Below are 22,303 nucleotides of genomic sequence, written 5' to 3' on the forward strand. Positions count from 1 at the left end.
GAATGAACATGAGTCAGATCGACATCCGCCAGGTCACCGCCGACGACCACGCCGCCTGGTTACCCTTGTGGCAAGCGTACCTGCGTTTCTACAACACCGAACTGCCTGAGGCCGTCACCCAAAGCACTTGGCAGCGCATGCTCGACCCGAGCGAACCGACCCATGCCGCGCTGGCCTGGGCCGATGGCAAAGCGGTGGGCATGGTGCACTTCATCTACCATCGTTCGAACTGGAGCATCGAAAACTCCTGCTACCTGCAAGACCTGTTGGTAACGCCTGAAACCCGTGGCACTGGCGTCGGCCGGCAGCTGATCGAATTCGTTTACGCCACCGCCAAAGAGGACGGTTGCTGCAAGGTCCACTGGCTGACCCACGAAACCAACGCCACTGCGATCCAGCTCTACGAGCGCATCGCCGAACGCCCCGGTTTTATCCAGTTTCGCAAAACCCTGTAAGGTTCAAGGAGAACAACATGTCGACTTCACTCGCCGACTGGAAAGGCGTTCCGGCGCCATCAGTCCAAACCATTGAAGGGCGTTTCATCCGCCTGGAAAAACTCGACCCGGCGCGTCACGCCGATGGTTTGTGGAAGGCCCTGCAAGGCCCGGGTGCCGACCCGAAACTCTGGGACTATTTGCCTTACGGTCCTTTCCCGGAGCGCAGCGCGTTCAACGATTGGCTGAACAATCATGCGGCCAATAGCGACCCGTACTTCTTCAGCGTGATCGACCGAGCCAGCGGCGATGTGCAGGGCATCCTCAGTTTGATGTCGATTGTTCCTTCACAAGGTCGGATCGAGATCGGCCATGTCACATTTGGCGCGCCGATGCAGCGTTCGCCGAAGAGTACCGAGGCGGTTTATCTGCTCGCCAAAGAGTCGTTTGCCTTGGGTTACCGACGCCTGGAGTGGAAGTGCAACAACGGCAACGCCCGCTCCAAATACGCGGCCGAGCGTCTGGGGTTCAGCTTTGAAGGCGTGTTTCGCCAACACATGGTGGTCAAGGGGCAGAATCGGGACACGGCGTGGTATTCGATTCTGGACTCGGAATGGCCGGCAATCGGGGCAGGGTTTGAGCGCTGGCTGTCCGATGAGAACCAGACGGATTCGGGGCAGGTGAAAACCCTGGCGGAGTGCCGCGGGTAAAACATCGGCGCCTGGACGGACGCCTTCGCGAGCAAGCTCCCACAATTGATCTGCGGCGATCCCCAATATTGCGTTCACCGAAAATCTCTGTGGGAGCGAGCTTGCTCGCGATTGGCTTCACGCCAATTTCTGGGCCAGCACGGCGATGTGCTCCGGCCCAATCCCGCAGCAACCACCCAAATGACTGGCCCCGCGCTTCTGCCAATCAGCCGCCCAGTGCAGATAACCCGGCGGATCGAGATCGTCGCGCAGCGGGTCCAGACCGTCATTGGCCGTGGCCTCTTTCGGTTGCGGCGGGAAGGCATTGGCGTAAGCGCCGATGTGAATCTTCACCCCCAAACGCTCGAAGGTCTCCCGCGCGGCATCAATCGCAGCACCGATCACTTCCGGCTGGCTGCAGTTGAACAGCAACGTCTCGACGCCCAGCTCAGCCGCCACGGCTGCGGCGTCAGCCACCGGCTCACCCGAACGCAAGCGCGGCACTTCGTCCGTGTCCTCATCCTTCAGGGTAAACGACAGCCAGAACGGCTTGCCGTCTGTGGGCAGACCGGCGTGGATCGCTCGCGCTTCAACGATCGAGCTCTGGGTTTCCGCCAGCCATAGATCGACATGAGGTGCCAGACCCTTCACCAGCGGCGCCAACAATTCAGTCGCCCGAGCAGCATCGAAAAGGTCCGGACGATAGGACCCAAACAGCGGCGGCAATGAGCCGGCCACGCGCACCGCTTTGCCCGAAGCCTCTACCGCGCGCCGAGCCAGCTCACCGGCCAACGCCGCGAGCGCCTGCCCTTCGGCTGCAAAACGCTCTTCGCCAATGTGAAACGGCACCACCGCGTAACTGTTGCTGGTAATCACGTTCGCACCGCTTTCGATATAAGCCGAGTGCACCGCCTCTACCGCTTGCGGCGCTTCGCTCAAGGCCAGCGCCGACCACTCGGGCTGTCTGAACGGCGCGCCTCGGCGCTGCAACTCACGACCCATGCCGCCATCCAGAATTACTGTGCTTGCTGCGCCCATATGCTTTTCACTCATAAGCTTATGAAAATAACTCACTATCAGAGTTGTCCTTATAACTATTTAATACGCACCATCCGGTTAATAACAACCTCTTTTTTATCAGGGATCGACTGTGAAACTCCAACCACTCCTGGCCCTGGGCCTGACGATTCTGGCTGCCTCCACCCAAGCCTTTGGCGGCGCCACGCTGGATCGCGTCGAAAAAAAGAAAGAACTGGTGGGCGTGTTGATGGAAAGCTATCCACCCTTCTCGTTCCTCAATGATCAAAACCAGCTCGATGGATTCGACGTCGACGTGGCCAAGGCCGTGGCGAACAAACTGGGCGTCAAACTGCGCCTCGAAACCCCGTCCTGGGACGTGATCGCGGCCGGCCGCTGGAGTGGGCGCTATGACATCTGCATCTGCTCCATGACCCCGAGCAAGGCCCGCGCCGAGGTCTTCGACTTCCCGGTCGAGTACTACGCCTCGCCAGCGGTGATCGTGGTCAACGCCAAGGACGACAGCATCCACAGCGCCAAAGACCTGAGCGGCAAAAAAGTCGGCCTCACCAGTGCCTCCAGCTACGAAAGCTACCTGAACAAAAACCTGGTGATCGAAGGCGCCGAAGACACTCAACTGCAGTACCCTTTCGAAGATGTGCAGATCGCGCCGTATGACACCGACAACGTGGCATTCCAGGACCTCGGCCTGGGCGCTGGCGTTCGACTGGATGCGATCCTCACCAACCTTGTCACCGCCCAACCGCGCCTGACCGAAGACAAACGCTTCAAGCTCGCCGGCGAGCCGCTGTACTCGGAGCCAAACTCGGTGGCCATTGAAAAAGGCGACGCCCAGTGGGACGCCAGAGTGCGTGACGTCTTCGCTCAGCTGAAACAGGACGGCACCCTGAGCAAGCTGTCGCAAAAATGGATCGGCGCCGACATCAGCAAATGACTTCTTTCCCCAAACCTCCCCAGCCGCCGCAACCGGTGGCTGAGTCGCGACTGCAACGGATCTTCGGTTTCCGCACGCGGCTGTACCTGACCTGGGCAGCGATGCTCGGATTGTTCGCCAGCTTCTTCCTGAGCTTCGACCTGAAGTTCTCAATCATCCTCGACAAACTGCCGAACCTGATCGGTCTGCACCTGGCGCCCAACGGCTTTTTGCAGGGCGCGGCGCTGACGCTGTTTCTGTGCCTGTGTTCAATCGTGACGTCCTCGCTGCTGGGCTTCATTACCGCCCTGGCGCGGCTGTCGAAAAGCGCTGTGGCCTTCGGGATTGCGAGCTTCTATGCCTCGTTCTTTCGTGGCACACCGCTACTGATCCAGATCCTGCTGATCTACCTCGGCCTGCCACAACTCGGCATCGTCCCGGGCGCCATCGCCGCCGGCATCATCGCCCTGTCGCTCAACTACGGCGCTTACCTGAGCGAAATCTTCCGCGCCGGCATCCTCGGCGTCCCCCACGGCCAACGCGAAGCGTCCCTGGCGCTGGGCATGCGCGAAACCGTGATCTTCTGGCGCGTCACCCTGCCCCAGGCCATGCGCACCATCATCCCGCCAACCACCAACCAGTTCATCTCGATGCTCAAAGACTCGTCGCTGATCTCGGTGATGGGGGTTTGGGAGGTGATGTTTCTGGCGCAATCGTATGGGCGCTCGAGCTATCGCTACATCGAGATGCTGACGACGGCGGCGGTGATTTATTGGGTGATGTCGATTGGGCTGGAGCTGATTCAGGCGAGGATGGAGCGGCATTATGGGAAGGCTTACTTGAGCCGTAGTTAGCGAAAGACAGATGAGTTTCCGAGTTGCGATAGCCGACCATGTCTCGATTTGTTGTAAGAAAAAGCGTCAGCCCGAACGGGTAAAAACAGCCTTCCTCAAGCAGCTGGCAATTTTCTACACAACCTTCTGACAACCCCCGCAAGCCTGCGGGAAGCAGCTGACATCGGCACCTATAGCCTCCCTCTTAGAGTTTGGCCTCCTTTCAAAAGAGGCCGTACTCGATGCCCGTTCAACACAAATACCGACCACAACACCTGGCGCTGGCCATTGCGCTTGCGCTGGGTTGCGCTGAATTTTCGATGGCTCAGCAGATCTCCGCGGATACCACCGCACCACCGATTGAATCGCCAGAGCAGCTCATGGCGGCGCTGGACGCATTTATAAATGATCCCGCCACCAACAAGACCACCATCAGCAAAGCAGCCGATGGTATTGATCGGACATTCGGCGATGGAGATGATCTGGTCATTGTGTCTGGCCGCGGAGCCGTTGCCGGATTGATTGACGGTGGTGACGGTGTCAACTTCCTGCAACTCGATACCGCGAGCGGTGGCACGTTAGGCGAGAGTCGTCGTTTTGAAGGCCTGGAGCTCAAACGAAGCACTTGGACTATGAATGGTTCCGGTGATTTCAATACCGGTGTCTGGATTCGTCCAAAAGCAACGCTAATAAATAATGGGCATATCCAGGGTGGGGCGTTGACCCAAGGAGCGCTTGTCAACAACGGAACGATTGGCGGCGACGCGACCGTGCAATCAGGAGGTTTCCTGAACAACCCAGGAACTATCGAAGGCAATGTCGTTATCCATGAAAAAGGCGCTTTTGCGGGCAACGGTTTAACGGGTTCCCTGAAGGTAAACGGAAAGTTTTCTGTCGACGGTTTGCACGGCGCACCGAAAGTTAAAGGTGACTTGGACCTCTCAAAAACTGCCGAGCTAACCTACGAGGTCAATGCCGACCGCAAAGGTGAAACGATATTAGTCGGTGGCACCGCCAGCCTCGGCGGCGCCACACTGAACATCGTTGCAGCACCGGGTGACTACCCGCTAATCAGCGAAAACAACATCCTTGCTGCCAGTAAAGTCGAAGGGGAATTTGGGAAAGTCATCAATAACCTTGCCTTTTTAACGCCCACGCTCGACTACGAAGAAAAGAGAGTCAACCTGATCTTCGTCCGTAACGATGTGGCGATCGAGAGTGTCGCAACCACGGATAACGGGAAGGAAGTCGCCCAAAGCATTGAAGAGCCAAAGGACATACCTCAGGCCCCCTCCGTCGCTGAAGCCCCGAATCCACCTGCAAGTACCGACACATCCGTTCCGGTCTCCACACCGACAACTACCGCTGAAAAACCATCGACAGCCGCAACGCCACCTACCACCGACCAGCCCGTCACTGCCGTAACTCCAACCACCACCGACCAGCCCGTCACTGCCGCAACTTCACCCACCACCGACCAGCCCGTCACTGCCGTAACTCCAACCACCACCGACCAGCCCATCACTGCCTCAACTCCACCCCCAGCTACCAACTCCGTCGCCACAGTGCCAAAGGCATCCAACCCCACAAACGCTGCTGTCGCAGCCCTGCTCAGCGCTGACAAACAAACGGCTTCTGTTGCCATCGAACAGCTGGCTGGCGGCAACAACGCCAACCTTGCGAAAGCGACCCTCAACAGTGACAGCCCAATCAGCGCAACCATGCTCTCGGCCATGCGGCAGCTGGATAGTGCCAATGCCTACAGCATGACTGGCAGACGAAACAATGCACCACGCCTGGCTGCCGGCAGCGAAGACAATGGCCGAGTCTGGCTTCAAGCATTGGGTCACGGCGGGACACTGGATCGCGACTATGACGCCCTGAAACACTCCACCCAAGGTCTGGTTTTGGGCGCAGATTGGGGAGTTGATGAGGAATGGCGCATCGGTGTGATGGCTGGCAAATCCGAAACGCGCCTGGACAGCCGCGGACTCGACGGCGATCTCGACAGCTGGCATTTGGGAGCTTATGCCCTACGTCAAAACGGACCAATGTCCCTGCGACTGGGCGCGACCTATAGCAGCCACGACGGCAGCACTAAACGCCGGGTTGCCTTCAAAGGTTTCAGCGACCGCCCCGAAGGCCGTTACGATGCCAACACCCAGCAGGCCTTTGCGGAATTGGGTTACAACCTGGGCCAGGCGAACGTCAGCATCGAACCGTTTGCCAGCCTGGGCTACCAGCGCTATTAGCGCGACACTTACACGGAAAAAGGCGGCGCAGCGGCGCTGAAGGTACACGGTCAAACGCAGAACAATTTGAACAGCACGTTCGGCCTGCGGCTGGCGAAGCTCAACACTCTGGATAACGGAATGCAACTGACGCCACGGTTCAGTGCCGGCTGGAAACACACTTACGGGGACGTCTACAGCGATACCCGCCAACGATTGGTGACGGGCGGAAAAAACTTCACCGTTTCCGGCGCGCCGCTGGATCGTGACAGTCTGCTGGTCGATGCAGGGCTGGACCTTGGATTGTCAGCAAAACACACCTTGGGCGTCGGTCTCACTGGCGAGATCGGCAACGACAGCCGAAACCATGGAGTAACGGGTCAGTGGCGAATGAGCTTCTAACCCCCACAAATCGCGGGCGAAAAAAAGGGGAGCACATGCCCCCCGAGGTTTAAAGCGGTATCTCGAGGCTGTTAACTCAGCCTTCGATCTCGATCAGGATTTCGCCCGGGTTCACCCGGTCGCCCTTGACCACGTGGATGGCGGTGACTTTGCCGGCGATGGCCGCCTGGACTTCGGTTTCCATCTTCATCGCTTCGGTGATCAGCACGGCCTGGCCGGCTTTCACGGTATCGCCTTCCTTGACCAGCACGTCGACGATGTTGCCCGGCATGGTGGTGCTGACGTGGCCCGGTGCAGTGGCTTGCTTGCGCTTGCTGCTGCCGCCGCCGACAAATTCGTTGAGTGGTTCGAACACCACTTCTTCCGGCATGCCGTCTATAGACAGGTAGAAGTGACGCTTGCCTTCAGCCTTGACGCCGACACCGGTGATGTCGACGCGGTAGGTTTCGCCGTGGACGTCGATGACGAACTCGGTCGGCACGCCTTCGCCACCGGCCGAGGTCACGCCGCCGGCTTCAGGAATCGGTAGCAGCACTTCTGGAGTCAGGGTGCCGGCGGCGCGTTCTTCAAGGAACTTGCGCCCGATGTCCGGGAACATGGCGTAGGTCAGCACGTCTTCTTCAGACTTGGCCACCGTACCGATTTCAGCACGCAGCTTGGTCATTTCCGGCTTAAGCAGGTCAGCCGGACGCACGTCGATCACTTCTTCGCTGCCGATGGCCTGGCGACGCAGTTTTTCGTTCACGGTGCCCGGCGCCTTGCCATAGCCGCCTTGCAGGTAAAGCTTCACTTCGTTGGTGATGGTCTTGTAGCGCTCACCGGCCAGCACGTTGAAGAACGCTTGAGTGCCAACGATCTGCGAAGTCGGGGTCACCAGCGGCGGGAAGCCGAGGTCTTCACGAACGCGCGGGATTTCGGCCAGCACTTCGCTCATGCGGTTCAGGGCGCCCTGCTCTTTCAACTGGTTGGCCAGGTTGGAAATCATCCCGCCCGGGACCTGGTTGACTTGAACGCGGGTATCGACGGCGGTGAACTCGCTTTCGAACTGGTGGTACTTCTTGCGCACGGCGTAGAAGTACAAGCCAATCTCTTGCAGCAGTTCCAGGTTCAGGCCGGTGTCGAACTCGCTGCCTTTAAGGGCGGCGACCATCGATTCGGTGCCCGGATGGCTGGTGCCGGAGGCAAAGCTGGAGATCGCGGTGTCGATGTGATCGGCGCCGTTCTCGATGGCCTTCAGTTGGCACATCGTTGCCATGCCAGCGGTATCGTGCGAGTGAATGAACACGGGCAGCGATTGCTCGGATTTCAACGCTTTGACCAACTCGCCAGTGGCGTACGGCGTCAGCAGGCCAGCCATGTCCTTGATCGCCACCGAGTCGCAACCCATGGCTTCCATCTGCTTGGCTTGCGCCACGAACGCCTCGATGGTGTGCACCGGGCTGGTGGTGTAAGCGATGGTGCCTTGAGCGTGTTTGCCAGCAGCTTTCACCGCTTCGATGGCGACTCGCAGGTTACGCACGTCGTTCATCGCGTCGAAGATGCGGAACACGTCGATGCCGTTGACCGCGGCCTTGGCGACGAAGGCTTTGACCACATCGTCGCTGTAGTGGCGGTAGCCCAGCAGGTTCTGACCACGCAGAAGCATTTGCAGGCGAGTGTTAGGCAGCGCCGCGCGCAGTTGGCGCAGGCGCTCCCACGGGTCTTCTTTGAGGAAACGTACGCAGGCGTCGAAGGTCGCGCCGCCCCAGCATTCCAGCGACCAGTAGCCGACTTTGTCGAGCTTGTCGCAGATCGGCAGCATGTCTTCGGTGCGCATGCGAGTCGCGAGCAGCGATTGGTGGGCGTCGCGCAGGATTGTGTCGGTAACGTGGATTTTCTTAGTCATTGGAATATTCCTCACAGGCCTGCGTGGGCGGCGATGGCGGCGGCGATGGCCAGGGCCAGCTCTTCGGGTTTGCGCTTGATCGAGTAGTTGGTCAGTTCAGGGTGGCTTTCAACGAAGCTGGTGTTGAACTGGCCGCTACGGAATTCCGGGTTACGCAGGATTTCCTGGTAGTACGCGGCGGTGGTCTTGACCCCTTGCAGACGCATGTCGTCGAGGGCGCGCAAGCCACGGTCCATCGCCTCTTCCCAGGTCAGCGCCCAGACCACCAGTTTCAGGCACATGGAGTCGTAGAACGGCGGAATGGTGTAGCCGGTGTAGATCGCCGTGTCGGTACGCACGCCGGGACCGCCGGGCGCGTAATAACGGGTGATCTTGCCAAAGCTCGGCAGGAAATTGTTTTTCGGGTCTTCGGCGTTGATCCGGAATTGCAGCGCGAAACCGCGGTGCTGGATGTCTTCCTGTTTCACCGAAAGCGGAAGACCTGAGGCGATGCGAATCTGCTCGCGAACGATGTCGATGCCGGTGATTTCTTCGGTGATGGTGTGTTCCACCTGCACCCGGGTGTTCATCTCCATGAAGTACACCTCGCCCTCGGCGAGCAGGAACTCCACGGTGCCGGCGTTCTCGTAACCCACCGCCTTGGCTGCGCGCACCGACAGGTCGCCGATGTACGCGCGCTGTTCAGGGGTCAGTTGCGGGCTCGGGGCGATCTCGATGAGCTTCTGGTTGCGACGCTGGATCGAGCAGTCACGCTCAAACAGGTGCACCACATTGCCAAAACTGTCGCCGAGGATCTGCGCTTCGATGTGTTTCGGATTGACGATGCATTTTTCCAGGAACACTTCCGCCGAACCGAAGGCCTTGGTGGCTTCGGAAATGACCCGAGGGAATGCTTGTTCAAGTTCTTCCCGGCTGTCGCAGCGACGGATACCACGGCCACCGCCACCGGAAGTCGCCTTGAGCATCACCGGATAACCAATGCGATCGCCTTCGATCAAAGCTTCCGCGATATCCGCGACGTTGCCTTCGGTCCCCGGGGTGACGGGTACGCCAGCCTTGATCATGCTGCGACGGGCCTCAGTCTTGTCGCCCATGCGGCGAATCACTTCAGCCGATGGACCGATGAACTTGATGCCGCGCTCGGCGCAGATATCTGCCAGTTCAGCGTTCTCCGAGAGGAAGCCGTAGCCGGGGTGCAGCGCATCACAACCGGTTTCCACTGCCAGATTCACCAGCTTGCGCGCATTCAGGTAACCGGCCAGTGGCTCGGCACCAATGCTGTGGGCCTCGTCCGCGCGCTTCACATGCAAGGCATGGCGGTCGGCGTCGGAATAGATCGCGACCGAGCGAATGCCCATCTCGGCGCAGGCACGCACGATTCGTACGGCAATCTCACCACGGTTGGCGATCAGGATCTTTTTTATCACTTGGAGGTTCCCTTGAGCCGGTGGTACCCACGACCTGTTAGACCAAGTCGACGCGTGACCAAATGTTTCAATTCAGTCGCAGCCCCACACTAGCCCTCACAAGGGATTAACAAAAATGATTAATTATTGGGTCAGCCATAAGTAAAGACTTATAGTTGACGCATCAGCCTGCGGTGAGAGCGCCCATAAAATGCGTAAGTCCTTGATGCGTATGACATTGCGTCAATTACAGATCTTCAATGAGGTCTGTGATTTGCGGTCCTACAGCCGCGCAGCCGATGAAATGTCTCTCACACAACCTGCCGTGAGCCTACAGATTCGTCAACTTGAGGAGCTGATTGGTCAACCTTTGTTCGATTACGTCGGCAAAAAGCTCTACATGACCGAGGCAGCCGAAGCCCTTCAACGCGCCAGCCGGGACATTTTCGGGCGCCTGGAAAACCTCGACATGCAGCTTTCAGACATGCAGGGATCGCTGCAAGGACAGCTGAAACTGGCGGTGGAATCCAGCGCCAAGTATTTCGTGCCGCACCTGTTTGCCGCGTTCAAGCGCCAGCATCCGGAAGTGAACCTGCACCTGACGGTGGTTAACCGCGGACAAGTGATTCGACGCCTGTCGGACAACCGCGATGATTTGGTGATCATGTCGATGGTGCCGCAAGACATGGGGCTGGAGTTTCTGCCGTTTCTCAACAATCCAATCGTGGCCGTGGCTCCGCCGGATCATCCGCTGTCCCATATGGGGCCGCTGCGCTTGCAGGATCTGGAGCCTTATACGCTGCTGTTGCGCGAACCGGGCTCCGGTACGCGACTGGCCTGCGAGGAGTATTTCAAGGAGAAGCGCGTGCACTTCACGCAGACCCAGGAGGTGGCGTCGGCCGAAGCCCAGCGTGAATGCGTACGGGCGGGTCTAGGCCTGGCGCTATTGACGCGCCACGCCCTGAACCTTGAGTTGGCGACCGGCGCACTCATAGAGCTGCCAGTCGAAGAGCTGCCGTTGTACCGCAGCTGGTGCCTGGTGCAAGCCAAGGCGAAACGGCTGTCACCGGTGGCGCACGCGTTCCTTGCGTTTATTCGCAGCGAGCGGGTGCAGATCAGCGCGCTGGTTGAGCGTTTCGACGGGAAGTTGCCGGTGCCGCCTGCCAGTAGTTGAGCCCCAGCTCAGGGAAATCACCGATCTCGGCCAGCAGTTGGCGACGTTCGCAGCGATCTTCGATAGCGCGGCGAAATTCCATGCGGCGCTGGTCTTCCTGCTGACGACGGGTTCTGGCGGCGCTGTTGCGTTCTTCGTAGGGCTGGGCCATTTCGAGTCTCCCAAGGCGATTACGGGAGTTTCAAGATAGGCGCGAGGGATGACGGTTTGGCGGCGGGCGGGTTACAGGGAGATGAATGTTGTTCTGTGGCGAGGGGATTTATCCCCTCGCCACAGGGTCCGTGTCGTCTTGAATCAATCGTCCAGCGCTTTTACCGACTTGGGTGACAACCGCAAGCTGCGCAGGCTGCGCTTGACGCTCTTGAGGTGATTGACCAGGCTCGGCCCGCGCGCCATGGCCACGCCCATGGCCAACACGTCGATCACCACCAGATGGGCGATGCGCGAGGTCAGCGGCGTATAGATTTCGGTGTCTTCGTGCACATCGATCGCCAGGTTGACGGTCGACAGTTCGGCCAGCGGCGTCTGGCTCGGGCACAAGGTAATCAGCGAAGCGCCGCTTTCACGCACCAGATTGGCGGTGATCAACAAATCTTTGGAACGCCCGGACTGGGAAATACAGATCGCCACGTCGGTCGGTTTCAACGTGACCGCCGACATCGCCTGCATGTGCGGGTCGGAATACGCCGCCGCCGTCAGCAACAAACGGAAGAACTTGTGCTGGGCATCGGCCGCCACTGCACCCGACGCTCCAAAGCCATAGAACTCGACCCGCTGGGCCTGCGACATGAGCGACACAGCCCGCTGCAACTCCACCGGATCAAGCTTCTCGCGAACCTCCATCAGCGTGTGCAGGGTGGTGTCGAAGATTTTCAGGCTGTAGTCAGCGACCGAGTCGTCTTCATGAATCGCGAACTGCCCGAAGCTCGCGCCGGCGGCAAGACTCTGCGCCAGCTTCAGTTTCAAATCCTGGAAACCGGAGCAACCTATGGCGCGACAGAACCGCACGATGGTCGGTTCGCTGATGCCCACGTTGTGGGCCAGGTCGGCCATGGAGCTGTGCATCACCGCCGCAGGATCAAGCAGCACGTGGTCGGCGACCTTGAGCTCCGACTTGCGTAAGAGGTGGCGTGACTGGGCGATGTGTTGCAGCAGATTCAAAGGGCTGGACTCTTTGTTATTGGCAGGTGCCGGGGATGTAGCACGCTTGTAGTTATACTACATGAATCGGCTTTTTGCCTGCTCAATGCGTAACTCGATGTCCCCATTTCACGCCACATGCGCTCCATGTAGCCCCTACAAGGGTTTCGCGTCCGCACGCAACAGCGCCGCCAGTCCATCGGACTCGACAGGGCGGCTGATCAAATACCCCTGCACTTCATCGCAGCTCTCGCCTTTCAAAAACTCCAGCTGCTCTTCCCGCTCCACACCTTCAGCCACTACTTTCAGCGACAAGCCATGCGCCATGGCAATGATTGCCCGGGTGATCGCCGCATCCTCGCTGCCCTCCCCCAGACCGCGGATAAACGCCTGATCGATCTTCACGTAATCCACCGGGATGCGCTTGAGGTAGCTCAGGGACGAGTACCCGGTGCCGAAGTCATCAATCGCCAACTTAACCCCCAAATCACGCAATTGCTGGAAGGTCGCGATGATGTGCTCGACGCTGTCCAGCAACTGACTTTCGGTGAGTTCCAGCTCGAGGTAGTGCGGCGCCAGACCGGTTTCCTCCAGCACCTGACGCACCAGACTGACCAGTTTGCCCTGACGCAATTGATGCACCGACAGATTGACCGACACCCGTATCGGTTCAAGCCCCTGACGCTGCCACTCACAGGCTTGCCAGCACGCCTGACGCAACACGAACTCGCCGATCGGGCCGATCAACCCGGTTTCCTCGGCCAGGCCGATGAAGTCCCCCGGCGGCACACGGCCCATGGTCGGGTGATCCCAGCGCACCAGCGCCTCGGCAGCATTCAGCCGACCCGTGGCGAGGCACAGCTTCGGCTGGTAAAACACCTTCAGCTGTTTCTCTTCGATGGCCTTACGCAGTTGATTTTCCAGCTGCAAGCGCTCCAGCGTGCTGGCTTGCAGGCTGTCGGTGTAGAACTGGAAGTTATTTCCGCCCAAGTGCTTGGCGTGCTGCATGGCCATATTTGACTGATGGACCAGCGCGGAAATTTCTCGCGCGTTGTCCGGCAACATACTGATGCCCATGGACGCGCTAACCACCAGTTCATGGCCCTCGACAGTGATCGGCAAGCGCAGCTTGGTCGACAGTCGGGTCGCCACCCGCGCCAGGCTCGACAGGTTGCCGTAGGCATTGAACAACACGGCAAACTCATCGCCGGATAAACGAGCGATGGTGTCCGCCTCAGGTAGTGCGTTGACCAGTCGCCGGGCCATTTTCTGCAAGAGCTGGTCGGCGACTTCATGGCCAAGGCTGTCGTTGAGCAGCTTGAAACGATCCAGATTGATGTGCAGCAACGCCAGACTGCGGTAGCCGCCCTGGCGCACCCGCTGATGAGCCTCGCTTAGCCGTTCGCGGAACAGAGAACGGTTAGCCAGGCCCGTCAATTCGTCGTAATGGGTCAGGTAACGCATGCGCTCTTCAGATTCGCGCCGAGCCGATAGATCGGCGAAGAAGCCTACGATATGGCTCACATTTCCCCGAGCATCGCGCACAGCATTGAGTTGCAACCATTGCGGGTACACCTCGCCATTCTTGCGGGTTTCTACCAGCTCGCCCTGCCAACTGCCGTGCTGCTCCAGCGCCTGATGAATCGCCGTGTAGTGCCGACGGGCATCGCGACTGCATGGCAACTCGACCACGTTGCGTCCGATCATGTCTTCAATGTCGTAGCCGGTGACTCGGCTGAAGGCCTGATTGACCGCGATTAGCGCGTAATTCGGATCGAAAATCACAATGCCTTCGCTGGCGGCCTCGAATACCGTCGCGGCCAGTTGCCTCTGCGCCTCCAGACCTTTGCTGACACTGATGTCGCGACGGGTGCCGACCATGCGGATCACTCGGCCATTTTCGCCGCGCTCAACGGCTCGGCCACGGTCCTCGATCCAGACCCAATGGCCATCGCCGTGGCGCACGCGGTACTCGATTTGGTAATCCTCGCTGCGCCCCTTCAAATGCTCGACTAGCGCGCGCTTGAGTGACGGCAAATCATCGGGGTGCAGGCGCGGCTTGAGGTGGCGGAGCATCGCCGTCACAAGTTCCGGCTCCAGGCCGAACAGCTCCTGAAGGTGGGTGTGATGGACTTCGTCGGTTTGCAGGTTCCAGTCCCACAAGCCCAACTCACTGGCCTTCAACGCCAGCGCCAGACGCGCTTCGCTCTTGCTCAGGGCCTGATTGGCGGCGTCCAGCTCCAGGCTGCGCTGGGCGACGCGGCTTTCCAGCTCGATCTGAATTTGCCGCAATTCGTCTTCGGCACGACGGCGCTGGTCGATTTCCTTGCCCAGCTTTTGATTGAGCTGATCGCTGCAGCTTTGGGCCTGCTGCAAGTGCTCAATCAGTGCCTGATTCTGGAAGCGCCGCAACAGTCCGCTATCGATGAGCCGATTGACCTGCCAGGCGACCACACTCAACGCGCCGAGCAAAATCAGGCCGAACCAGCCCCAGCCCTGATCTTGTTCATCGCCGCCCCAGAACAGATAGCCGATGGCCGGCAACAGACAGGGCAAGGTAAAAGACAGGAACGCCGGCAGGCTGACCGCGTAGGCAACACTGGCCGAAAGCGCTGCAGCGCCGATCAGGCCGAACACCCAGGCTTGTTGCATGAAGTTATCGGCGGGTACCAGCGCAATGCCGGCGCCGGCCAGGGTCAGGCCGGTCATGGCCGAACCCAGCAAAAACATGCGGCGCCAGATCGGATGGGCCTGACGATTGGGAATCGCCGAATCGAATGCCGCGACTTGAATCACCCGCAACGCCACCAGCGACAACAGCCACACCAGCCAGACGCTGACCAGGAAGTAACGCTGCGGACTCCAAAGCAAGCCAGCGCAGACCAGACCGTTGATCAACATGAATAACGTGGGCAGCAACGAACCCTGATAAAGCAGACGCGTGCGTTCGACCGCCATTTCCATGGCGTACTGTTTGCGGATAACCCGGGGCTCCACAACGGGGCCCGACAGGTCGGTGCTGAGGGTCATAGGCAATGTTCTTGTTCTTATAATGGTGAGCATGAGCCCGAAACGTCGACGGAGCATACACAAGCAAATGCCCGGACCAAACTGCTCCAGATCATAAAATCGACAAAAACTGCAGCCCTCCATACCCGCTGAAAAGCCTCGGAGCGAGCGCCGCCAACGCCTGCAGCCAGTGACCGACCGGTCGTCATCCGTGCTTCTTTCATCGGCTAATGCAAAGCTCGGTTTGCCCGGTGTGACGGCGCACCCTAGAATGCCCCGATGCGCGATGATCTCTCCCTTCTGCTGAACTCCCTCAACGATGCCCAACGCCAGGCCGTAGCTGCCTCCGTGGGTCGTCAGTTGGTCCTGGCCGGTGCTGGTTCCGGTAAAACCCGAGTGCTGGTGCACCGTATCGCCTGGTTGATCCAGGTCGAAAACGCCTCGCCCCACTCCATCCTGTCGGTGACCTTCACCAATAAGGCCGCTGCCGAGATGCGCCATCGCATCGAGCAGCTGATGGGTATCAACCCGGCCGGCATGTGGGTCGGCACCTTCCACGGCCTGGCGCACCGCTTGTTGCGGGCGCACTGGCAGGAAGCCGGCCTGAGCCAGACTTTCCAGATTCTCGACAGCGACGACCAGCAACGACTGGTCAAGCGGGTGATCCGCGAGCTGGGCCTGGACGAACAACGCTGGCCGGCCCGTCAGGCCCAGTGGTTCATCAACGGGCAGAAAGACGAAGGTCTGCGCCCGCAACACATTCAAGCCAGCGGCGATCTGTTCCTGGCGACCATGCGCAGCATTTATGAAGCCTATGAGGCTGCGTGCCTGCGCGCTGGCGTGATCGACTTCTCCGAATTGCTGCTGCGTGCCCTCGATCTGTGGCGCGATCATCCGGGCCTGCTGGCGCACTATCAGAAGCGCTTCCGGCACATTTTGGTGGACGAGTTCCAGGACACCAACGCCGTGCAGTACGCCTGGTTGCGACTGCTGGCCAAGGGCGGCGACAGCCTGATGGTGGTCGGCGACGACGATCAGTCGATCTACGGCTGGCGCGGCGCGAAAATCGAAAACATTTATCAGTATTCCGACGATTTTCCGGATGCTGAAACCATTCGTCTGGAGCAGAACTACCGCTCCACCGCCGGTATCCTTAAAGCAGCCAACGCCCTGATCGCCAACAACACGGGTCGCATGGGCAAAGAGCTGTGGACTGACGGCGGCGAAGGCGAAGCGATCAACCTGTACGCCGCGTTCAACGAACACGATGAAGCACGCTACGTGGTGGAAACCATCGAAAGCGCGCTGAAAACCGGCTTGGCCCGCAGTGATATCGCGATTTTGTACCGCTCCAACGCCCAATCACGCGTTTTGGAAGAAGCCTTGCTGCGTGAGCGCATTCCGTACCGCATCTATGGCGGTCAGCGCTTCTTCGAACGGGCAGAAATCAAAAACGCCATGGCCTACCTGCGCTTGCTGGAGGGTCGCGGCAACGATGCAGCACTGGAGCGGGTGATCAACGTCCCGGCCCGTGGTATCGGTGAGAAAACCGTTGAAGCGATCCGCGACCATGCCCGTCACAGCGATGTGTCGATGTGGGAAGCCATGCGTCTGCTGGTGGCTAATAAAGGCCTGACCGGCCGTGCTGCCGGTGCTCTTGGGGCGTTTATCGAGCTGATCGAGAACCTCGCCGCCAAGTGCATGGAAATGCCGCTGCACCTGATGACCCAGACCGTCATCGAGCAGTCCGGGCTGATCGCCTATCACGAAGCGGAAAAAGGCGAGAAAGGCCAGGCACGGGTAGAAAACCTTGAGGAACTGGTCAGCGCTGCGCGTAACTTCGAAAACGCTGAAGAAGACGAAGACCTGTCGCCACTGGCGGCCTTCCTCGGTCACGCGTCGCTGGAGGCCGGGGACACTCAGGCTGACGAGCACGAAGACAGCATTCAGTTGATGACTTTGCACAGCGCCAAGGGTCTGGAATTCCCTTACGTGTTCCTGGTGGGCATGGAAGAAGGCCTGTTCCCGCACAAGATGAGCCTGGAAGAACCGGGGCGTCTTGAAGAAGAACGCCGTTTGGCCTACGTCGGTATCACCCGGGCGATGCAGAACCTGGTGATGACCTATGCTGAAACCCGACGCCTGTACGGCAGCGAAACTTACAACAAGGTGTCGCGTTTCGTACGTGAAGTGCCGAAAGGCCTGATTCAGGAAGTGCGGCTGTCCAACAGCGTCAGCCGTCCGTTCGGCGGTGGCCAGCAGCAGAGCTCCAGCAGTCTGTTTGGCGGTAGCGAGATCCCGGATACCGGGTTCAGCCTCGGCCAGGCCGTACGGCATTCGGTGTTTGGCGACGGTGTGATCCTGAACTTCGAAGGTGCCGGGGCTCAGGCTCGGGTGCAGGTGAACTTCAGCGAAGGCAGCAAGTGGCTGATGCTGGGTTACGCGAAGCTGGAAGCGATCTAAAAGCTGCCCGAAAAGCTTTTCTGTGGGAGCGAGCTTTCTCGCGATGAACGATAGCGCAGTGTTTCAGACATACCGCTGCGCCCCCAATCGATCACAAGCTCGCTCCCACAGGGTTTTGTGTTGCATCCACTCTGTGTGTTGATACAAGTTGATCTACAAAGGCGCGATAACATGGGCTCTGGTTTCTTTTCTTCCTGGACATTCTGGGCCCTGTTGTCAGCGGCATTTGCTGCCATGACCGCCATCTTCGCGAAGATCGGCATCGAAAACGTCAACTCCGACTTCGCCACCCTACTGCGTACCGTGGTGGTTTTGGTCAGCCTGGCCTTGATTTTGTACGCCACGGGCCAATATCAGTCATTAGGATCGATCTCTGCCAGGAGCTACCTGTTCCTGCTGCTGTCGGGACTTGCCACCGGTGCCTCGTGGATCTGCTACTTCCGCGCACTGAAACTGGGGCCGGCCTCACTGGTCGCTCCGGTGGACAAGCTCAGCGTAGTACTGGTGGCGGTGCTCGGCGTGATCCTGCTGGGCGAAAAACTCGACCTGCGCCAATGGGGTGGAATCGGCCTGATTACAGCCGGTGTGGTCATGCTGGCGCTGCGCCGCTAGGCCCCTTCCTACAGAACTTATCCACCGATCCTACGGACCAAAGTTAACAGGCCTTATTGCGCTGACTGAAGCTGAACGCAACCTGTCAGGCAAAAGCCCGAAACACTCTGCCGCTAGCCAGTAACACTTCAGCTGTGCAACATGGCGCGCGTGCCATCCACAAATGGGAATTCCCTTTATGAAACGTTTTCTTAGCATCGCCATGGCGTTGTGCATCGGCCTGACGATGAGCCTCGACGCCAACGCCAAGCGCTTTGGTGGCGGTAAGAGCTCCGGCGCTGCGCCGACTCACCAGACCAGCCAAATGGCTCCTTCTTCTCCTGGCGTAGGCGGTGCTGCTGCCACTGCCGGTGCGGCCGGTGCCGCGGGCGCTGCTGCCAAGGCCGGTGGTGCTTCGCGTTGGCTCGGCCCTCTGGCCGGTATCGCTGCCGGTGGCCTGCTGGCCTCCATGTTCATGGGCGGCGGCTTCCAGGGCATGCAGATCTTCGACATCCTGATCATGGCCGTCATCGCCTTCCTGATCTTCCGCTTCATCGCCGCTCGTCGTCGCAAGCAGCAGGAGCACATGGCTCCAGCTGGCGCACCGATGCAGCGTGAAGTGTTCGAACAGAAGCCTGCTGGCGGTTCGATCTTCGGCGGTTCGGCAGCACCGGTTGCCGCTCGTCCGGTGATCAACGCTCCGGCCTGGTTCAATGAAAAGAACTTCATTGAAGCGGCCCGCAACCACTTCCAGTCCCTGCAGCAGCACTGGGACGCCAACGAAATGGACAAGATCGCCGAGTTCGTGACCCCGCAGCTGCTGGAGTTCCTCAAGCGCGAACGTGCCGATCTGGGTGACGGTTTCCAGTCCACCTACATTGATAACCTCAATGTTCAACTGGACGGCGTGGATGATCGCGCCGACAAGACCATCGCCACCCTGACCTTCACCGGTGTGTCGAAGACCTCGCGTTTCGACCAGGGCGAAGTGTTCAGCGAAAGCTGGAACATGGAACGTCCGCAGGGCGAGAACCAGCCTTGGCTGGTCGCCGGTATCCGCCAGAACGGCTGATCCCTCCCGCGTTACGCATGCTGTAATAAAACCCCCGGCCTCGGCCGGGGTTTTCTATTTCGCGGTTGCATCTATAGCGAGCTACTGTATAAACCGCCCCAACTAAACCGCGCCATCAAGCAAGAGGATCCTGGACGTGGAAGAAATCATCGAACAACTGCGTGAAGCCAACGAACCGGTACCGGTCCCCTTGGAGTTGCCCGACGAAGATCAACTGGTGGAAATCGAAGAACAGCTGTTCATCGACATTCCATTTGTCTTCAGAGAATTTTTGCTGACCGTCAGCGACGTCGTCTACGGCAGCCTGGAGCCGGTAACCGTTACCGACCCGCAATCCCACACCTACCTGCCGGACGTTGCCGCCAACGCCTGGGATGCGGGTGTTGATCGCAGCATGATTCCGATCTGCCAGGACGGTGACAACTACTACCTGGTCGAAGAAGACGGCACCGTGGTGCTGTGGTTGGCCGAAGAAGAGCTGATCGCCGAAGAAACCTGGGAATCGGTGTGGCACTGGGCGCGGGACGTCTGGCTGGAAAGCTAAGACGCCTGACACGCCACAGGGTTAATACCCAGACGAATCCTTGTGGTTGTCCAATGTTTCGAGCAACGCTACCTGCATCCGCGTGTGCACGCGAATGAACCAGCGCCAGAGCAGCGCCGCTACAGCGGCCGCGACGACGATCAGCACCAGCAACTTGTTGGTCGGCAGAATACTGGCCGACAAGGCTGCCAGCAGCAGCAAAATCACCAGCAGTGAGAGGATCGGGATCACTTCGGCGATCACCCGACGCACTCGCTGCGTGTGGCGGCCGGCCATCTCCGGCTTCACGCCCATCTCCGCCAACAGCATCGAGAGCGCCTTGAGCTTGCGATAGGCGGCGATCAGGAACGGCAGCGACAACAGCAACGCCCCACCCCAGATCAACGCTTTCTGCCAGCTCGGGTCGCTGATCCAGTCTTGCAGGTAAGCGGACATACGCTCGGCGAAAAAAGCACCCGAGAAGAAGATCGCAATCACCAGCGCCAGATTGACTCCCACCTGCAACAGAATCCGCCGAATCATCGACGCCAGCAGCGCGCCCTCGCCCTGAGGCGGGATGCTGCGCAGCCATTCGCCGTACATCCCCAATACCCTGCCCAGTCGCTTCGGCATCACCGCGGCAAGCTTGACCGACAGCGGATCAGCCGCGCGGATCAGGTAGGGCGTCAGCAACGTGGTGATCACCGAGACGGCAACGGCGACCGGGTAAAGGAAGTTGCTGGTGACCTGCAACGTCATGCCCAGCGCCGCGATGATGAAAGAAAATTCGCCAATCTGCGAAAGCCCCGAAGTGAGGTGCGTCCATCATTGCCAGCGATAAAGGCGCCAAGACCGCAAGAAAACATCTTGCCCAGCACCACGGCCACGGTGATCACCGCAATCGGCCACGCGTATTGCAGCAGGATCATCGGATCGAGCATCAGCCCAATGGTGACAAAGAAGATCGCACTGAACAGTTCGCGAACCGGTTCTATCAAGCGCTCGATTTTCAGCAATTGCCGGGATTCAGCCATGATCGCGCCAATCAGGAACGCGCCGAGCACCATGCTGTACTCAAGTTTAACCACCAGCAAACAGAAGCCGAAACACAGGCCCAACACAGTGATCAGCAACATTTCATTGCTTTCGAACTTCGCCACGTAAGCCAGCAATCGCGGCACCAGCAGGATGCCGATGACCAGTGCGACGATCATGAACAGCGAGAGCTTACCAACGGTGGAAAACACTTCGCCGGAACTGACCATGCCGCTGACCGCGATGCTCGATAGCAACGCGATGATGCCGATGCCAAGGATGTCTTCAACGATCAGCACGCCGAAAATCAGCTGCGCGAAGCGCTCGTTCTTCATCTTCAGGTCGTTGAGCGCCTTGACGATGATGGTGGTTGAGGAAATCGCCAGGATCGCGCCAAGGAACAGCGAGTCCATGGTGTTCCAGTCGAACCAGCGGCCGATCTCGTAGCCGATCCAGATCATCAACACGATTTCCAGGAACGCCGCGATAAACGCGGTGGCGCCGACCTTGAACAGCTTGCGCAGGCTGAACTCCAGGCCCAGGCAGAACATCAGGAAAATCACCCCGAGTTCGGCGAGGGTCTTAATGGTTTCTTCATCGTGGATCAGGCTGAACGGCGGGGTGTGCGGGCCGATGATGAACCCGGCGACGATGTAGCCGAGCACCACCGGTTGTTTGAAGCGATGAAACAGCACGGTCACCACACCCGCGATCAACATGATCACTGCCAGATCTTGAATAAAACTGATGGCATGCATGGTGTGGGGCTCCTTAAGGGGGACATTTGGAGGTTAACACCACGACTTCCGCTGCAAAGACGGTGCAATATATGGAAACAGATCGATCCGGGCGTGACGGCAGCCACCTGCCCGGCGTCCCGATAACTGTTGGTTTGAAAAAGCTGACGAGGCACCCGCAGAGGTGCCGCCCTCCCGAAATTCTGCCTTGAACCGTGAGAACGCTATGGAACCCGGAAACGCACAACTGTCGATGACGGTATTGATGACCCCCGACATGGCCAACTTCTCTGGCAATGTCCACGGCGGTACTTTGCTCAAATACCTCGACGAAGTGGCTTACGCGTGCGCCAGCCGTTATGCCGGCCGCTACGTGGTGACCCTGTCGGTGGATCAGGTAATTTTTCGCGAGCCGATTCATGTCGGCGAACTGGTGACCTTTCTGGCCTCGGTCAATTACACCGGCAACACCTCCATGGAGGTGGGCATCAAGGTGGTGACCGAAAACATCCGCGAGCGCTCGGTGCGCCACACCAACAGCTGCTTCTTCACCATGGTCGCAGTGGATGACGACCGCAAACCGACTGCTGTTCCGCCACTGCAACCGCAGAACAGCGAAGACAAGCGCCGCTTCATGCAGGCCCAGCAACGTCGGCAGATTCGTCAGGAGCTGGAAAAGCGCTATCAGGACATCAAGGGCGACGCCTGATATCGACAAAGTCGCAGCC

16 protein-coding genes and 2 pseudogenes are annotated in these 22,303 nt (G+C 59.2%); 11 read left to right on the plus strand and 7 right to left on the minus strand.

Going from position 1 to position 22,303, the window contains the following annotated elements; all coding sequences use genetic code 11:
• Positions 1-8 precede the first annotated feature (8 nt).
• Entirely contained in the window at positions 9-455 is a 447-nt protein-coding gene (locus FQ187_RS04255; protein WP_149628530.1) for a GNAT family N-acetyltransferase, read from the plus strand.
• A gap of 17 nt (positions 456-472) precedes the next feature.
• Positions 473-1,144, plus strand: coding sequence for a GNAT family N-acetyltransferase (locus FQ187_RS04260; protein ID WP_046053906.1), 672 nt, complete (start codon positions 473-475; stop codon positions 1,142-1,144).
• Positions 1,145-1,261: 117 nt separating this feature from the next.
• Here the strand turns inward: FQ187_RS04260 and FQ187_RS04265 are convergent, their stop codons facing one another.
• Positions 1,262-2,161, minus strand: a complete 900-nt coding sequence (locus tag FQ187_RS04265; protein WP_149628531.1) for a homocysteine S-methyltransferase family protein — start codon at positions 2,159-2,161, stop codon at positions 1,262-1,264.
• Positions 2,162-2,273: 112 nt separating this feature from the next.
• On the opposite strand from FQ187_RS04265, the gene FQ187_RS04270 reads away from it, so the two are divergent.
• From FQ187_RS04270 to FQ187_RS04280, 3 genes and pseudogenes are all read left to right on the plus strand, one after another.
• The gene (locus tag FQ187_RS04270; RefSeq protein ID WP_149628532.1) at positions 2,274-3,095 is read left to right on the plus strand and encodes an ABC transporter substrate-binding protein; all 822 of its coding nucleotides are present in this window, start codon (positions 2,274-2,276) and stop codon (positions 3,093-3,095) included.
• On the plus strand, positions 3,092-3,928 hold the full coding sequence (locus tag FQ187_RS04275) for an amino acid ABC transporter permease (RefSeq protein ID WP_123367500.1): 837 nt from the start codon (positions 3,092-3,094) through the stop codon (positions 3,926-3,928). The genes FQ187_RS04270 and FQ187_RS04275 overlap by 4 nt, the downstream gene beginning before the upstream one ends.
• Positions 3,929-4,149: 221 nt before the next feature.
• Positions 4,150-6,540: pseudogene (locus tag FQ187_RS04280) on the plus strand (autotransporter domain-containing protein).
• A 76-nt stretch (positions 6,541-6,616) separates the two neighbouring features.
• Here FQ187_RS04280 and oadA read toward each other — a convergent pair.
• Positions 6,617-8,425: a sodium-extruding oxaloacetate decarboxylase subunit alpha gene (gene oadA / locus FQ187_RS04285; protein WP_149628533.1), complete on the minus strand. Its 1,809-nt coding sequence runs from the start codon at positions 8,423-8,425 to the stop codon at positions 6,617-6,619.
• Positions 8,426-8,436: 11 nt separating this feature from the next.
• Entirely contained in the window at positions 8,437-9,852 is a 1,416-nt protein-coding gene (locus FQ187_RS04290; RefSeq protein ID WP_008156643.1) for an acetyl-CoA carboxylase biotin carboxylase subunit, read from the minus strand.
• A gap of 190 nt (positions 9,853-10,042) precedes the next feature.
• Between FQ187_RS04290 and FQ187_RS04295 the strand changes: the two genes are divergently transcribed.
• Positions 10,043-11,005 carry a LysR family transcriptional regulator gene (locus FQ187_RS04295; RefSeq protein ID WP_149628534.1) on the plus strand — a complete coding sequence of 321 codons (963 nt, stop codon included), beginning with the start codon at positions 10,043-10,045 and terminating at the stop codon, positions 11,003-11,005.
• On the opposite strand, the gene FQ187_RS04300 is transcribed toward FQ187_RS04295, so the two are convergent.
• The 3 genes from FQ187_RS04300 to FQ187_RS04310 all read right to left on the minus strand — a co-directional run bounded on the left by FQ187_RS04300 (position 10,947) and on the right by FQ187_RS04310 (position 15,175).
• Entirely contained in the window at positions 10,947-11,156 is a 210-nt protein-coding gene (locus FQ187_RS04300; protein ID WP_149628535.1) for a PA3496 family putative envelope integrity protein, read from the minus strand. The two genes, FQ187_RS04295 and FQ187_RS04300, sit on opposite strands and share 59 nt — an antisense overlap.
• Positions 11,157-11,299: 143 nt before the next feature.
• A complete protein-coding gene (hexR, locus tag FQ187_RS04305) occupies positions 11,300-12,166 on the minus strand; it encodes a transcriptional regulator HexR (RefSeq protein WP_008156648.1) in 867 nt (288 codons plus the stop codon).
• A 135-nt stretch (positions 12,167-12,301) separates the two neighbouring features.
• Positions 12,302-15,175, minus strand: a complete 2,874-nt coding sequence (locus FQ187_RS04310; protein ID WP_149628536.1) for an EAL domain-containing protein — start codon at positions 15,173-15,175, stop codon at positions 12,302-12,304.
• A 258-nt stretch (positions 15,176-15,433) separates the two neighbouring features.
• Here FQ187_RS04310 and uvrD point away from each other — a divergent pair, with 258 nt between their 5' ends.
• The 4 genes from uvrD to FQ187_RS04330 all read left to right on the plus strand — a co-directional run bounded on the left by uvrD (position 15,434) and on the right by FQ187_RS04330 (position 19,824).
• A complete protein-coding gene (gene uvrD, locus FQ187_RS04315; protein ID WP_149628537.1) occupies positions 15,434-17,617 on the plus strand; it encodes a DNA helicase II in 2,184 nt (727 codons plus the stop codon).
• A 171-nt stretch (positions 17,618-17,788) separates the two neighbouring features.
• Positions 17,789-18,229: an EamA family transporter gene (locus FQ187_RS04320; RefSeq protein ID WP_046053914.1), complete on the plus strand. Its 441-nt coding sequence runs from the start codon at positions 17,789-17,791 to the stop codon at positions 18,227-18,229.
• Positions 18,230-18,407: 178 nt separating this feature from the next.
• Positions 18,408-19,280 carry a Tim44 domain-containing protein gene (locus tag FQ187_RS04325; protein ID WP_134421022.1) on the plus strand — a complete coding sequence of 291 codons (873 nt, stop codon included), beginning with the start codon at positions 18,408-18,410 and terminating at the stop codon, positions 19,278-19,280.
• 136 nt (positions 19,281-19,416) lie between these two features.
• On the plus strand, positions 19,417-19,824 hold the full coding sequence (locus FQ187_RS04330; RefSeq protein ID WP_008156656.1) for an SMI1/KNR4 family protein: 408 nt from the start codon (positions 19,417-19,419) through the stop codon (positions 19,822-19,824).
• A 21-nt stretch (positions 19,825-19,845) separates the two neighbouring features.
• Here the strand turns inward: FQ187_RS04330 and FQ187_RS04335 are convergent.
• Positions 19,846-21,596 (minus strand): annotated as a pseudogene (locus FQ187_RS04335) (cation:proton antiporter).
• A 205-nt stretch (positions 21,597-21,801) separates the two neighbouring features.
• On the opposite strand from FQ187_RS04335, the gene FQ187_RS04340 reads away from it, so the two are divergent.
• On the plus strand, positions 21,802-22,284 hold the full coding sequence (locus FQ187_RS04340; protein WP_149628538.1) for an acyl-CoA thioesterase: 483 nt from the start codon (positions 21,802-21,804) through the stop codon (positions 22,282-22,284).
• Positions 22,285-22,303 lie beyond the last annotated feature (19 nt).

It is taken from the genome of Pseudomonas sp. ANT_J28, from assembly GCF_008370005.1.
In the GTDB taxonomy this organism is placed as follows: Bacteria; Pseudomonadota; Gammaproteobacteria; order Pseudomonadales; family Pseudomonadaceae; genus Aquipseudomonas; species Aquipseudomonas frigoris.

Bases quoted from the DNA above. Each gene is read 5' to 3' on its own strand.
- FQ187_RS04255 (WP_149628530.1), top strand. From the start codon at position 9: ATGAGTCAGATCGACATCCGCCAGGTCACCGCCGACGACCACGCCGCC.
- FQ187_RS04260 (WP_046053906.1), top strand. From the start codon at position 473: ATGTCGACTTCACTCGCCGACTGGAAAGGCGTTCCGGCGCCATCAGTC.
- FQ187_RS04265 (WP_149628531.1), bottom strand. From the start codon at position 2,161: ATGGGCGCAGCAAGCACAGTAATTCTGGATGGCGGCATGGGTCGTGAG.
- FQ187_RS04275 (WP_123367500.1), top strand. From the start codon at position 3,092: ATGACTTCTTTCCCCAAACCTCCCCAGCCGCCGCAACCGGTGGCTGAG.
- oadA (WP_149628533.1), bottom strand. From the start codon at position 8,425: ATGACTAAGAAAATCCACGTTACCGACACAATCCTGCGCGACGCCCAC.
- FQ187_RS04295 (WP_149628534.1), top strand. From the start codon at position 10,043: ATGCGTAAGTCCTTGATGCGTATGACATTGCGTCAATTACAGATCTTC.
- FQ187_RS04300 (WP_149628535.1), bottom strand. From the start codon at position 11,156: ATGGCCCAGCCCTACGAAGAACGCAACAGCGCCGCCAGAACCCGTCGT.
- FQ187_RS04310 (WP_149628536.1), bottom strand. From the start codon at position 15,175: ATGACCCTCAGCACCGACCTGTCGGGCCCCGTTGTGGAGCCCCGGGTT.
- uvrD (WP_149628537.1), top strand. From the start codon at position 15,434: ATGCGCGATGATCTCTCCCTTCTGCTGAACTCCCTCAACGATGCCCAA.
- FQ187_RS04320 (WP_046053914.1), top strand. From the start codon at position 17,789: ATGGGCTCTGGTTTCTTTTCTTCCTGGACATTCTGGGCCCTGTTGTCA.
- FQ187_RS04325 (WP_134421022.1), top strand. From the start codon at position 18,408: ATGAAACGTTTTCTTAGCATCGCCATGGCGTTGTGCATCGGCCTGACG.
- FQ187_RS04340 (WP_149628538.1), top strand. From the start codon at position 21,802: ATGGAACCCGGAAACGCACAACTGTCGATGACGGTATTGATGACCCCC.